Source organism: Pontibacillus yanchengensis Y32 (assembly GCF_000770635.1).
GTDB classification, from domain to species: domain Bacteria; phylum Bacillota; class Bacilli; order Bacillales; family BH030062; genus Pontibacillus; species Pontibacillus yanchengensis.
In genome coordinates this window covers 17,642-31,672 of the sequence record NZ_AVBF01000047.1, presented here as the reverse complement: position 1 = coordinate 31,672, position 14,031 = coordinate 17,642, and the positions used below count along the sequence as shown (strand labels likewise).

Annotated in this window: 14 protein-coding genes; 1 reads left to right on the top strand and 13 read right to left on the bottom strand. The window is 42.8% G+C overall.

Going from position 1 to position 14,031, the window contains the following annotated elements; translation table 11 throughout:
- Positions 1 to 355: 355 nt before the first annotated feature.
- The 5 genes from N782_RS15050 to N782_RS15030 form a co-directional block, all read right to left on the bottom strand.
- Positions 356 to 3,457 (bottom strand): efflux RND transporter permease subunit, encoded by a 3,102-nt coding sequence (locus N782_RS15050; protein ID WP_036821893.1) that lies wholly within the window; start codon positions 3,455 to 3,457, stop codon positions 356 to 358.
- On the bottom strand, positions 3,458 to 4,807 hold the full coding sequence (locus N782_RS15045) for an efflux RND transporter periplasmic adaptor subunit (protein ID WP_036821890.1): 1,350 nt from the start codon (positions 4,805 to 4,807) through the stop codon (positions 3,458 to 3,460).
- A 27-nt stretch (positions 4,808 to 4,834) separates the two neighbouring features.
- Positions 4,835 to 5,716, bottom strand: coding sequence for a TetR/AcrR family transcriptional regulator (locus N782_RS15040; protein ID WP_036821887.1), 882 nt, complete (start codon positions 5,714 to 5,716; stop codon positions 4,835 to 4,837).
- Positions 5,717 to 6,088: 372 nt separating this feature from the next.
- Complete coding sequence (locus N782_RS20780) at positions 6,089 to 7,348, bottom strand: hypothetical protein (RefSeq protein ID WP_052111371.1); 1,260 nt, start codon at positions 7,346 to 7,348, stop codon at positions 6,089 to 6,091.
- 129 nt (positions 7,349 to 7,477) lie between these two features.
- The gene (locus N782_RS15030; protein ID WP_036821884.1) at positions 7,478 to 8,029 is read right to left on the bottom strand and encodes a competence protein ComK; all 552 of its coding nucleotides are present in this window, start codon (positions 8,027 to 8,029) and stop codon (positions 7,478 to 7,480) included.
- Positions 8,030 to 8,204: 175 nt separating this feature from the next.
- On the opposite strand from N782_RS15030, the gene N782_RS15025 reads away from it, so the two are divergent.
- Positions 8,205 to 8,390, top strand: a complete 186-nt coding sequence (locus N782_RS15025; protein ID WP_036821881.1) for a hypothetical protein — start codon at positions 8,205 to 8,207, stop codon at positions 8,388 to 8,390.
- A gap of 226 nt (positions 8,391 to 8,616) precedes the next feature.
- Here the strand turns inward: N782_RS15025 and N782_RS21320 are convergent, their stop codons facing one another.
- The 8 genes from N782_RS21320 to N782_RS14985 all read right to left on the bottom strand — a co-directional run bounded on the left by N782_RS21320 (position 8,617) and on the right by N782_RS14985 (position 13,846).
- The gene (locus tag N782_RS21320; protein WP_052111370.1) at positions 8,617 to 8,925 is read right to left on the bottom strand and encodes a hypothetical protein; all 309 of its coding nucleotides are present in this window, start codon (positions 8,923 to 8,925) and stop codon (positions 8,617 to 8,619) included.
- 330 nt (positions 8,926 to 9,255) lie between these two features.
- Positions 9,256 to 9,690, bottom strand: a complete 435-nt coding sequence (fabZ, locus tag N782_RS15015; protein ID WP_036821879.1) for a 3-hydroxyacyl-ACP dehydratase FabZ — start codon at positions 9,688 to 9,690, stop codon at positions 9,256 to 9,258.
- An 11-nt stretch (positions 9,691 to 9,701) separates the two neighbouring features.
- Positions 9,702 to 10,031 carry a DNA-directed RNA polymerase subunit beta gene (locus tag N782_RS15010; protein ID WP_036821877.1) on the bottom strand — a complete coding sequence of 110 codons (330 nt, stop codon included), beginning with the start codon at positions 10,029 to 10,031 and terminating at the stop codon, positions 9,702 to 9,704.
- 40 nt (positions 10,032 to 10,071) lie between these two features.
- Positions 10,072 to 10,896 (bottom strand): flagellar hook-basal body protein, encoded by an 825-nt coding sequence (locus N782_RS15005; protein ID WP_036821874.1) that lies wholly within the window; start codon positions 10,894 to 10,896, stop codon positions 10,072 to 10,074.
- A 13-nt stretch (positions 10,897 to 10,909) separates the two neighbouring features.
- Positions 10,910 to 11,740, bottom strand: a complete 831-nt coding sequence (locus N782_RS15000; RefSeq protein WP_036821871.1) for a flagellar hook-basal body protein — start codon at positions 11,738 to 11,740, stop codon at positions 10,910 to 10,912.
- A 24-nt stretch (positions 11,741 to 11,764) separates the two neighbouring features.
- Positions 11,765 to 12,766, bottom strand: coding sequence for a rod shape-determining protein (mreB, locus tag N782_RS14995; RefSeq protein WP_036821867.1), 1,002 nt, complete (start codon positions 12,764 to 12,766; stop codon positions 11,765 to 11,767).
- 150 nt (positions 12,767 to 12,916) lie between these two features.
- Entirely contained in the window at positions 12,917 to 13,198 is a 282-nt protein-coding gene (gene spoIIID, locus N782_RS14990) for a sporulation transcriptional regulator SpoIIID (RefSeq protein WP_036821864.1), read from the bottom strand.
- A gap of 390 nt (positions 13,199 to 13,588) precedes the next feature.
- Positions 13,589 to 13,846 (bottom strand): hypothetical protein, encoded by a 258-nt coding sequence (locus tag N782_RS14985; protein ID WP_036821861.1) that lies wholly within the window; start codon positions 13,844 to 13,846, stop codon positions 13,589 to 13,591.
- Between the last annotated feature and the right edge of the window lie 185 nt (positions 13,847 to 14,031).

The window sequence follows — 14,031 nt, the reverse complement described above, 5'->3', positions numbered from 1 at the left end:
GGGAAATTGTTTTCCATTTAATGGTCTTATAGCTTTATGACATTGCCCTATTGGGTGGTGCTCTTTTTATTGGTATAAGACTACCGCCGCCTTTTTTGTGCCCTTCTTTTTGGTGCCCTTTTTGGTGCCAGACCCCCACCGCGGTATAGTGATAAAGGATGAACGTGCACGTAGCCGCCACATTATGTAAGTTTGTAGTCATATCGCTTCAAATTTTCTAGCTATCTACACTATTCCCTGTATTGCTTTATCACTGCATCATAGCGGGGGTCTGGCACCGTGCATTGTGCATAATAAAAGGTACTGGCCTCGGCCAGTACCTTCAATGCTTTATGCTTGTATCTTTTTATATTCGTTATTCCGTCGTTACACTCTCATTTTTCTTTTTGCGGCGGCCACTTCGCTGGAAGAGGCCGACTACTTTTCTAGATAGGTCGTCGAAATAGGTGTAGACGACTGGGATTAGGATCAGTGTAAAGAAACTGGATACGGTTAGGCCAAAGATGATCGTGATGGCCATTGGTTGCTGGGCTTCGGCTCCTTGGCCGAGCCCTAGTGCTAATGGAATCATACCTAGTACGGTGGTTAAGGTTGTCATCAGGATAGGGCGCAGGCGGCTTGGGCCGGCTTCGAGAATCGCTTCGTAGCGATCGCTCCCTTTTGACCTGACGATGTTAATGTAATCCACGAGTACAATGGCGTTGTTGACGACTATTCCGGCGAGCATGATGACCCCTATGACGGCGGGGATGCTCAGTGGCTTGCCTGTAATGAATAATCCGCCTAACACCCCAACAGCTGTTGCTGGCATCGAAAACATAATGACGAATGGATACAATAAGTTTTCAAATTGTACGGCCATGACGGCATAGACAAGGAAAATCGAGAAGATTAGGGCAACGGTTAGATCGCCGAATGAATCTGCCATATCCTCTGCTTGTCCTCCGATGGAATAGGAGTACCCTTCTGGGAAGTTCATGCTTTCTAGATTACTTCTAACATCCTCTGTAATACTACCAAGGTCCCGCTCCAGAATATCGCTTGTTACATTGACCTGTCGTTGTTGATTTTCTCGTAATAGCGTGACTGGTCCTTGCACTTGTTCGAGTTCAGCGATAGTGGCAAGGGGAATCATGTTGCCTTGCTGCGTTTGAATTTTTGTAGATTCGAGATCGCTTATCGTGCGACGCTCATCTTCTGGTAAAATCATGCGCACATCGACTTCGTCTGCATTTTCCCTATACCTTGTGGCGATTTGACCGCTAAAGGCAACTTGGACCTGGCTCATGACCTGCTGATAGGTGAGGCCATATTGAGATGCCTTGTCTCGATTCACATTCACTTGAATCTCCGGACGGCTTTCTGATGCTGACGTTTCTGGATTGTGAATGCCTTCGATATCAGAAATCATGAACACGACTTGGTCCGCTAGCTCCTGCAGCACATCGTAATCATCTCCATTAATTTGAATGGTTACTGGATCTCCTGTGCCAAGTCCCGCAGCCATCTCACTAACGGTGATTTCTGCTCCGACGATATTTTGCAAATCATCATCGATGGCCTGCATCACTTCGGCTGTCGTTCGTTCCCTATCCTCAGGTGGGATGAGCTGCATCGTGTATGTCGCCTGATTCGATGTAGATGAGAACCCTTCGAATCCTCCCCCACCGATGCTAAGGTAATTGGATTCAATGATTTCTTGATAAGGTTCTAATTTTTCATCTATCTCTGCAGTGATTTCTTGAGTACCTTCAAGTGAGGTTCCACTTGGAGCTGTTACTTGCACTTCGATTTGTCCCTGGTCTGAAGATGGAATGAACTCCGTGCCAAGGAAAGGTGTAATTGCAAAGCTGGACGCTACAATGACGATGATACTGATCAAGGTAATAAGTCGGTGCTTTAATGTCCATCGCAGCATCGAGCGATACTTGTCATTGACTTTGTTCATAAAACGGTCAAACCAGTAGCGTCGCCCATTATCCTGCATTGCTTTTGTTAATAGTTTCGACGATAGCATCGGAATGAGCGTAATCGATACAATCAGCGAGGCTATGAGCGAGAATGATACCGTCAATGCCAGTGGTGTAAATAGCTCTGACGCAATCCCTTGTACGAATACGATTGGTAAAAAGACTACCAATGTCGTCGTGGTGGAAGCAATTACGGCTGGGGCCAGTTCTGATGCTCCGACTTTAGCCGCTTCTTTTAGCGAGTACCCTTGTTGCCGGTACGAGACGATATTCTCGAGAATAACAATCGAGCTATCGACCATCATCCCAATTCCGAGCGCGAGTCCTCCCATTGTCAGGACGTTCAGCGTATTATCGGTAAAATACATGAGCGTAAACGTGGAGATGATCGCAATAGGAATGGAGATTCCGATAACGATGGTAGCTCTCACACTTTTCAAAAACAGTAGTAATATTAGGACCGAAAATACGCCACCTAATATGATGTTTTGTACAACCGATTGAATCGATTGCTTGATGAAGGTGGACGTATCAAACACGACGTTCATATTGACGCCTTCTGGAAGGTCTTCCTTCATCTCATCCATCGCATCATACATGTTGTTGGCTACCTGCACCGTATTGCCATCTGATTTTTTCAAAACAGATAGCACGACAGATGGATCGCCATTTACTTTGGAAATCGTGGTAACCTCTTTGAATGTATCTTTTACAGCCGCTACATCTTGAAGCTCCAATTGAGCTCCTGTTGGGCTGATGATATTCGTTTCGCGTATATCTTTAATGGATTCATATTCTCCTTGAATCCGAACCTGTAAATCTTGATCCCCTTTTTCCAGAACACCGGCAGAAGCTGATTGGTTGGCGGCGTTAATCGCCTGGATGAGGGAGTTGGTATTGAGGCCATACTGAGCGAGTTTTTCCCGTTCTAGCTGCACTTGAATTTCGCGTGTTTTTCCACCTTCAATACTGACGGAGCCAACGCCACTTTGTCGTTCAAAATAAGGCACGAGGTCATCCTCTGCGATATTTTGTAAACTGGAGGCATTGTCTCCGGATAGACCAATCCACATGACAGGAATCTGTTGTGGGTCAAAGCGTAGAATGCTAGGGTCACTAGCGTTTTCTGGTAGCACGGCTTTGATTTGATCGACTTTTTCCCGCACATCGAGTAATGCGTTATCTAGATTCGTTCCGTTCTCAAACATCATGATAACGAGGGAGGTTCCCGGTTGAGATTGGGACTGAACCGTGTCCATCCCTTCAATAGAACTTACCGACGATTCGATAGGCCGGCTGATGAGCTTCTCGACTTCCTGCGGCGCTGCATCAGGATAGCTTGTGGAAACGACGGCAATGGGCAGGTCAATCTCAGGATATAAGTCGATGGTTAGGTTTCGCAACGAAACGAATCCTAACGCCACGATGGCAATGACAATCATGAACACACCGACTGGGCGTTTGACGGAGGTATCGACGAGTTTCACTTAGTCGTCCTCCTTCATAATCCGAACCTTGTTATCATCGGTAAGAGTGAGTTGCCCTTTTACGACGACTTGTTCCCCTTTAGTTAGGTCACCCTCTACCGCTGTAATATTGGATTGTGCACGGACAATGGTAACTGGTGTTTTGATGGCCCGCTCCTCTTTTATGACGTAGACAAATGCCTCATCCTTTTCTTCGATAACCGATGATGTCGGGACGAGCAAGCTATCTTCGACGGTGATTTCCGGTAGTTTAAATGTCACCATCATGCCAGGTTTTATCGTTTCGTCGGAATTGGTGATGGTAGCTTCTACTGGATACAGACCCGTATCGTTCGTTACTGGCGAAATGTAGGTCGTCTCTGCTTTCATTTCTTCATTTAACGAGCTAATCGTCACAGGGACCTCTGTTCCTTTTTCAAAAAGAGAAAGTTCACTTGCGCTCACGGTTGCTTCCACTTTAATAGGGTTTAAGTTTACAATCGTCGCCATCGGCTGGGTGTTGGAAACCATATCGCCTACTTTGGCGTTTAAGCTAACGATTTCGCCTGTTGCATTCGCCTTGATGGCTGTATTTTGAAGCTGGCCTCGTGCTTGGTTGAGCTGCACCTGGGCTTGATCGACTTGAAGGCGCGCTTGCTCGACGCCAATTTGCGCACTATCGACCTGTTGCTCCGCTTGCGTTACAGCAGCTTCCGCTTGATTAATGGCAGATTGAACAGAAGCTGACCCTGAGGATTGGCTTTGTCTCGCTTGAGATAGTTGTTGTGTTAATTGCTGGACTTGTTGCTGCACTTCGGCTAGTTGTTCTTGGGAAATCGCTCCTGATTCAACAAGCTCCTCCATTTGTGAAGCATTATCTTGAGCCGTTCCGAGTAAGCTTTGCAGCAAATCTACGTTTGAGGTGGCATTGCCTTTGCTATTTTGCGCAGATCTTGCCTGCTGTAGCTGCTCACGTGCATTCGCTAGATTTTCTTCCGCAGCTTGCTTTTGATTCTTAGCTCCGTCAAGCTGCTTCTGGGCGGATTGCACAGCAAGCTCCTGGATACGCACATTATCTTGGACATTGCCTGCATCTACTCGTCCAATAATTTGGCCTTGTTCCACTTTATCGCCTTTTTCTACCGTTAACTCCGTCAGCTCCCCTGCTGTTTTAGGTAAAACAGCACTCTGCGTGTCCGGCATGGCGCGACCTATTACTTCTTTATCAATTTGCAGGTCTCCCTTTGCTACTGGAGACACTTTAACTGGTGTTACTTGCTCTTCCGCTGGTTCTTCACTAGAGGAATCCTCGGAACAAGCACTTATCATAAGCACGGACATCAGCAACACTAGATACATCAGTTTCTTCACTTTCTGTGTACTCCCCTCTGTCATCCATTACGTTAATAATGGTATTCCTAAGTGATTCGCAAGTGCTTCTATATCATTCTCAAATTGTGCTTTATCTTTAAAATGAGTCAGCATTCCTTGTAAAACGACCCGTTGCGGCTGTTCTTTTTCAAGCTCTTGTTCAATGACATTCAATGCACTAAGCAAGTCATTCTTCTGCTCATCCGGTAGCTGTAAATGATCCACTTTTTGTCTCATATTGGATAATATCCCTGTTATCTTTTCCTCACTATTGCTGGATGATTCATCCGGAAAATAATCTTGAATTTGTTCCGGTGCGATTTGCGGCTGCTCTTCTTCCTGCAGCATGCCTTGAACCACATCATCGACCCGTCTCACAATAAACGTTGATAACGAATCTAAATCCAACTCAATGTCATCTAGAACGAGCCACTTGAAATAACTATGCAACATTCCTTCTAGTAAAATGACCGCATCCACCACTTTATCCTGTAACGGTGCGCCGTATATGCTGAGTAGATTACTTCTACCCCATTGAAAACTATGGCGACGAATCTCCATTAAAAAATCATTGGATTCCGAGGGAACGTTTACATTTTCGCGCATATGCATAATGATAAAATCCTTATTGCTCATAAACGCCTCAAGTAAAACCTTCACCTGAGCAGCTAATGATTCTTTGGGCGGAAGTTCTTGTTGTTGAACCTTGTTCACTTCCTCCATTAAGCCATAGTAGTAATACTGGTGTATATTTAACGTGAGATCTTCTTTCGAATCAAAGTGAAGATAAAAGGACCCTTTCGACACCCCACTCTTATCGGCAATCTCCTGAATCGACGTCTCATGAAAGCCTTTTTGAGCAAAGAGCTTCATCCCTGTTTCAATCAATGTACGTTTTTTCTCATTCACTTACTTCACTTCCTTTATATGTAGAGAGAATCTTGCTTCTCTATCCCTTGTTGTGTAGTCTTGCTGTCAGTATGACTGGTCGGTCAGTACTTTATTAACTATACTAAATACCACGCTTAGTGACAACACGTAATGCGCTAATTTTGTGACAGAATGATGAGGTAAACTAAAGCGGATGCGGCCGGGGAGCGACGGATGGGGTGCGGCCCACAGGATGTGGGTTGGTTCGATGTTGCTACATGACGTAGCGATTTTAATCGAACATCCTTCCTCCCCTCGAACTTCCACTTAATCCTTTTTGAGATAAAGACAACATTGCAATACAATAAAAAGCCTCTCCGCACCATGCAGAGAGACTCTCTTAGTCTTACCTTATTTAACTGAGAAATTCATTTTCACAGCGTTTTTCAAGGTTAGGTTGTCTTGTGATTTACTATCTTTTGCGATGAATAGCGTATAGGATTCACCAGACTCGTAGTTTTTCTCTGGTCGTAGTTCAACAGAACGTGTTTCTTCATTATATTGTACCTCAACTGGTACAGCGTTCATTGCTTCATCGAACACATAAAAGCCAAGATCGTCTACCATGGATTGAGATAAATCAGTGTTGAATGTCACGTTCCAAACTTTATCCGTATCCACTTCTTCTTTATTTTCGAATTCTTTTTGTTCTTCCTTATCTTCTTCTACTTCTTCTTTCATTTCAGCTTGGTACTCAGCAAGTTCATCCTGCGCTTCTGCCACATCTTCTCGTAAGGAAGCGATACGTTCATTTACTTCATCAAGCGAATCCGAACTAGCATCTTCTCCCATTTTCATTTGCATCCAGCTATTTAAGTTTTTCGCATATCTCTCTACTGCATCTAGCTTATGCGTTTGGGCTTGCAGCTTTCCAGAAAAGCTTTTCGCACGATCATCATACCCTGCTAACTCTTCCTCTTCTTCTTTTTCCTCTTCAGAATCTACGACTTCTTCTTCATTATCTTCATCGTCGTCCTCAGACTCTTCTTCGCCCTCTTCATTTTCGTCTTCCTCTTCTCCTTCTTCATCTGAGTCGCCTTCTTCTGCTTCTTCCTCAGACTCCTCTTCCTCGTCTTCATCAGCAGCAACGATTTCCTGCTCAGCTGTTACTTGCTGGTATGATTCTACAGGAGAAGAAGGTTCCTCCGTGTCAGCATCTTCTTGCTGTGAAGATTCCGTATCTTCTTCATCATCTTCCATACTATCATCGGATTCTGGAGATTCCTTTGATTCTTCCTCTTTTACATCTTCATCAGATTCAGGAGCCTCTTGCTCTTCTTCCTGATCGTCATCTTCGTTGTCCTCATCAAAGTAATCTTCCATTTGGTCTTCAATCTTTTCCGTATGTGCTTCTATCCTATCTAGCCATCTATGTAACGTATCAATACGATTTTCAACAGCCTGAGCGCGTTTTTCTGCTAGTTTTTCAGCTAAGTCTTCTTTATGTTTTGATCGTTTTTCTTTTTTATCTTCCCATTTCGAATTGCCCTCACCTTGTTGTTTAGCTTGAACGTGTTTAGCATGATCATTCTCAGCAAACGCTACAACTGGTGCTGAAAACGTGAGCATGGAAGTTGTTAGGATGGATAACATCGTCTTTGAATTTTTCATAGCCTTCATTCCCCTCTGATTTTATTCATAGTTAAAAGCATGTTGTTATTTATATCGGATTTCTTATCTATGAGTTTTACATTCAAAAGGGTTTGCAAGACAAAATCAACCTTATTATCCATGAATATGTTATATATTGGATTCTCTTCTATTCAAAGTAGACCACTCATCCGAGTACATGAATGTATCTTGAGGAGTGGAGAGGAAATCCTTAATATACACCACAATCCCCATAGCCGTTCGGTGCATTTGCTTTTGGAGCGAAAGACCAGGTGTGGTTAGTTTGACTTTTGTTTGATCACTGAAGATAATCAAGCTCTGTTCTTTATTTTCATCGTAAGCCATTACATGATAGAACGCGATCCAATTACAATACACACTTCGTGGTGAGCGAGTAGGGAAGAAATATTGATCAGCTTCAGGATTGATTGCGATTGGTAATTTTGAATTCGATTGAAGTATTTTCTCCATATCCTTACGTCTTTGCTCTAATGTGGAACCATTGAATGTACATGATTGGCTCATAATTTGAATGGGTGATTTACGACAGAAGATCACTTTATTAGGCTCAAGTATTTTAGAAGAATAATAAGGATCATCATTCCAAAAAACCCCCATTGTATCTTCTGTGATAGTGTACGTTTCTTTTTTTTCTTTTCTTTTGCGTGTAGTTTTATTCATTCGACATATTGTCCCCTTTAAATGCCCTGTGATGATTCGATTGTACTAGGTAGCAAGAGATATTTATGTCGAATTTTGTAGAACAACTGGATTATTTACCCAATTGTAACATGTTTGTAACATAAGCCCGTAATAGTCTGTTAGAATTATACTAAAATACAAAGGAGAGCCTTCATTGAGCTATGTACATAAGTACGACAATCAAAACAGCTCTGCCGGAACTCCACCAACAAAACAAACAACTGAGATAAAAAAAGGCCTTAACCTTGATTGGAATGATCATCCCAAGGAGAAGCCTCCATCTAATGAATACCCTAACACCCATCCCACACTCGGCATTGTTATTGACTTACATATATAAGAAAAGCGTAAGCGCCAGAAATTTATACTTTCTTATTATGAAAAAGCCCAGCATATTCGCTGGGCTTTTCGTATGTGGTGATTTAGAAAACTACAGATGCTTCTACTTGAGGTATGCTTTTGTTCGCTTCCCATACATTTATGCGCTCTTCCATTATCGCTTTGCTCGCTTAATTCCGGTTATGCTCTCTCCGCTCTCGCTATTGCTCGCTTCCCGACCTAAACGCCTATTCCCCTGACTCTTTCTGCTGCTGCTGTTGCTTATCCTTATTATCTCCCTCTGTTCCACCATCGCCGCCTTCTTTTTCATTCATCATTTCATTTTGTTCTTCTTTCATTTCCTCTTCACTCATGCTTTCTTCTTCCATTTCACCATCTTCACTTTCTTCTCCACCACCGTTACCTTCTTCTTCTTTCATTTGTTCTTCTTCTTGATTTTCTCCTTCTTCTGGAGCTTCCTCCTGCTGGCCACATGCTGCAACCAAAGATAGTGCTAGTACAGAACTACCTAATTTAAGTAATAGTTTCTTGTTCAAGATATTTCCTCCTTAGGAATACGTATGTTTTCTTTTGGTAGGTTTCGCTAGAATTATTATACTTATTCAGGAGAAATATTAATTTAGATAGCTTTTAAAGCAACAAGATATGCGTTGGATAAGTGATCACCATTTACAAATGCACAGAATATCTGCCACGAAATAGAGATGTGAGTTTATGATCGAGATTTGAATTTTATGAGCAACTTTCCTGTGTTATGAGCGAGAATTGAATTTTATGAGCGAGATTCTCAATATATGAGCGACCGCCTAGTTTCACTTTACCTAGACAATAAAAAAACCGCCCCTCTCAAGGGCGGTTCTATCGTTCTATTCTTCTTTTTCACCAAGGGCGAACATGATTTCAGCTTCGCATACAATTTGGTCCTCTACTTTGGCTGTAGCTTTTCCTTTACCGATGCTTCCTTTAGCGCGGATGATTTCCACTTCAAGTGTAAGCGTATCTCCTGGTGTTACTTGGCGCTTGAAGCGACATTTATCAATTCCGGTAAAGAAGGCCAGACGACCTTGGTTCTCTTCTTTTTTCAGCATGGCTACTGCGCCAACTTGAGCTAGCGCTTCTACGATAAGTACTCCTGGCATTACAGCATAGCTTGGGAAGTGGCCTTGGAAGAATGGTTCATTGATCGTGACATTCTTTTTCCCAACGGCACGAGATCCTTCTTCCAGCTCTGTAATTTGGTCAACGAGTAAAAATGGATAGCGGTGCGGGATAATCTCTTTGATTTGCTCGATATCTAGCATGGAAATCCTCCTTATTGTTCTCGGGTTACGATATCAATAATATGTTCCCAAGTCTCAAGTTTCAAGGCATCAAGGGGATTTCCATCACCAATCACGCCGTACCCAATCATAACACCAGCAAGTAAAGCTAATGCACAAATTAAAAGAACGATGATGATACGCAACCAAATCGGAATCAAACGACGACGTTCTTTTCTCGTTTTTTGCTTTTTACTAGCTTCATTGTTGTTATTTTCTTTTTTTACTGGTTTCGCTTTTGATTTCTTCGCACTTTCATTTTGCTTCTCTTCACGTCGTTCGGCGCGACTTGTTGCTTCACTTTGGTTCTTTTTTTCAGGCATAACTAGAGACTCCTTATTATTCGTTTCCGTTATGTTTAACTTAACGTAAATTATTGATTAAGCCCATCATTTGGTCACCTGTAGAGATGGCTCTACTATTAAACTGATAAGCTCGTTGAGTTGTGAGCATATCCGTGTACTGCTTGGCAAGGTCTACGTTGGATTGTTCTAGCGCACCTTGCTGCATAGCATTGTTCTCAGGTGCTACATTAGCAAGAATTTCGGCTTCATTAAAGTCCACATTTTCTGGAATCGAGAGGCGATTTTGACCTTCTGCTTGTAAAAGACGAGGGCGAACCGCTTCCACGACAGAAATTTGCGCCTCCTGCTGTGCTTCTTCCCCATTTCGAGCTACCATAACCGACCCATTTTGCTGGATAGAGAATGAATCAAAGTTCCCATCTAATTGAATAGGTCCATCCTCTCCTAAGATAGGGTTTCCGTTTGATGTCACTAAGCTCACACTTCCATCATCATTCGCGGAAAAGGAAAAAGACCCGTCTCTTGTATAGTGGGTTTCGATTGCTCCATTATTGTTCACTTGTACTTGGAACATATGGTTGTCCTGCCTTAGAGCCACGTCTAACGGTCGATCTGTTTGACTAATGGGTCCTCGGCTTAGATCCATTTCGGTACCAGCTAAATAACCGCCAGTACCTATACGGATGCCATCAGGGGTCACGCGGTTTGGATTTTCCCCTTCATTATCAAGGTTGTCCATTTGTTGGACCAACAAGGAGGAAAAGTCAGCCTCGCGACTTTTGTAGCCTGGTGTATTCACATTTGATAAGTTATTTCCAATGATATCTAATTTTTGCTGAAGCTGCCCCATGGTGACAGCTGACTGCATGGATGAACGAAGCATTTATGCATCCCCCTTATCGAACTCTTCCAATTTCATTAACGGCCTTGTCCATACTACGGTCATAAGCTTTTAATACCTTTTGATTGGTCTCAAATAAGCGGTAGGAGCTCATCATTTCGGTCATCGTTTTTGCCGGATCTACATTGGATCGTTCTAAGGAGCCCTGTCTTGTATTAAAGGTAACTCCCTCAACGTTTCGAGCATTAACAGGTGCTTGTTGACCTTCTTCCCCATTAAAGCTAAAGTTCGCATTGCCCTCTTTCACCATTTGAGTCGCATCATTTGTATAAGAAATCCCAAGAGGTGTCGCTTGTCCATTTGCTTCAAGAATGCCGTCTTCTGTGACGTTAAATTCTACTCCACCAGTTTGGATGCGCTCGCCTGCTTGGTCTAGTACGTAACTTCCTTGCTTAGTCGTTAAGAAGCCTTCCCCGTCTACCGTAAAATTACCGTTACGAGTGTATCGCGCTTCCCCGTCTTCATTTTGAATCGTAAAAAACAACCCACCATTTTCATCAGGAACATTGCCATTTAACAATGCTATATCTGTGCCTATGCCTGTCTCACGAAGAGCAGCTTGATCGAATTCAGGTTTGGTTTCCTGCATGTAAACGCCTGTATTCATACTGCCAACTTCTGAGCGCACAGGTAGATTCAGATTATTTTTTGTGGGAAGACTTTTAGATTCCATTCGTTCAATGAGCATGTCTGGAAATGCTCTCATGGACCCCTGGTCTTGCTTATACCCTGGAGTCGACATATTTGATAGATTATTATTTAAGACTTGTTGACGACGTTGTTGCGCTAGCATACCAGATGCAGCTGTGTAATATCCTCTAAGCAAGGGTTTGTACCTCCTCTGTTCCTTTTACACAATGTTGTTCTTTGGAAGCTTGTCTATATTCTCAAGCATAATGCCTGTCCCTTTAGCAACGCAGTTCATCGGTTCCTCTGCAACAAGTACAGGTACCTTTAGCTCTTCAGCTAACAATTGATCCAGGCCATGAAGCATCGCTCCGCCACCTGTCAAAATAACGCCGCGATCAATAATATCAGCAGACAGCTCTGGTGGTGTACGTTCTAGTACTTGTTTTGCAGATTGCACGATAACTGAGACCGATTCCTTTAATGCATCTTCAATTTCAGCAGAATACACCGTGATTGTTCGTGGTAAACCTGATACCATATCGCGACCACGTATGTCGATTTCTTCACTACGTGATTTAGAGAACACCGTTGCTACATTAATCTTAATGTCTTCCGCGGTACGTTCTCCGATCAGTAGCTTGTATTCTTTTTTAATATATTGAAGGATTTCATTATCAAACTTATCACCGGCCATTTTAATAGAGGATGCTGTTACGACATCACCCATGGATAAAACAGCTACGTCCGTGGTTCCGCCACCAATGTCGATTACCATATTACCGCTTGGTTGAAAAATATCCATACCTGCTCCAATGGCAGCTACTTTTGGTTCTTCTTCCAAGAAAATACGCTTGCCGCCACTTTTTTCAGCAGCTTCTTTGATGGCTTTCTGTTCCACTTTTGTGATATTTGTTGGACAACATATCAACATACGAGGCTTAGACAAAAAGCCCCGTACATTAATTTTATTAATAAAATGTCTAAGCATGGCTTCTGTAACATCAAAATCAGCAATAACACCATCTTTAAGAGGGCGAATCGCTTCAATATTGCCAGGTGTACGTCCTACCATTTTTCGGGCTGCATCGCCGACTTCAAGAACTTTACCTGACGTGCGATCCATTGCTACAACAGATGGCTCGTTCAAGACAATACCTTTTCCTTTTACATGAATTAAAACATTGGCCGTACCAAGGTCAATTCCGATATCCCTTGCAAACATGTGTAGATGATCCTCCCTGCTAGAAACTTAAGTCTCCGATATCAGTATTCTTCTAATAATATATTTTATCACATATTTCAACAAATTTTGTCATATACGGAGAAAAAAGTTCCTGTATCTAAAGAAATAGGCATTTAGGGGGATATCTGGTTATCCAGCTGTATTTGCAGGCTCCTCCTTCACTGGTTTTAGCTTATATTTGTTCTTCGTTGCTTCACCACCTCTAAGATGTCGAATCGCTTTATGATAGTCCAAAATTTCCTTTACTTCGTTTGCCAATTCCGGATTGATTTCGGGTAGACGTTCGGTTAAATCTTTGTGAACAGTACTTTTTGATACACCAAATTCCTTTGCGATAACTCGAACGGTCTTTCTCGTCTCCACGATATATTTCCCAATCTTGATAGTACGTTCTTTGATGTAATCGTGCACACCACTCGCCTCCTGATCATTGGATATCAAAGGTGTGAAATGAGACAAGGTGGCAACGTTTAGAGTATGTGTAAAGGGTAGATACGATGTTTGGAACGCTTCTATGTTTGATAAGAACCCTCTCCCTCTCACCTCAAACCTTCCTGATTGCTCGGTTTGTAACAGATTATGTGCCACCAGAAAGGTTTATGCTTAAAATGTCGGGAGGGACAAGGCATGACAAGCATTTAATGCAAATTTTTCGAAAATGGGATGGGGGGACAGGTCCGTCATCCCACTTTTTGGGGACGGGCGGATGAGACGTGGGATGGGATGGGACGGAGGGACAGGTCCCTCGTCCCAAAATGTTGCTTTTTCATTACCATCTTTATAGTTGTCAGGGAGTCTTATTTATTTTTTTCGAAAGAACAGCCAAAAGAGTATGAACACGGCAAGAATAATGCCAATCATGGCAAAAACAATTTCTAGTTCACCTGGTGCGTACATATCGACGGAACCACCTGATGTGGAATCGGCTTGGGATGAAGTGTTTGAGCTTTCTGAAAGCAAATTTTCGTTATTTTTTATAAGAATATATCCAATCGTCGGCCATGTTATGAGGTTGATTAGTAGTAAACCTAGAAGCATCCATTTCCCTTTTGCTTTCATCTGCTTTCTCCTTTTCTTAAAAGTATAGTTAATATCGGCATGAATTTTGACTTTGTTACGAAAAAAAAGAGACTTGCTCCGATGGAACTAGGAGCATGCCTCTTTTTGGGACGAAGGGATGGGACGCGGGGACAGGTCCCTCGGCTCAATTTGTGCTAACTCGAAAATGGGATGAGGGACCTGTC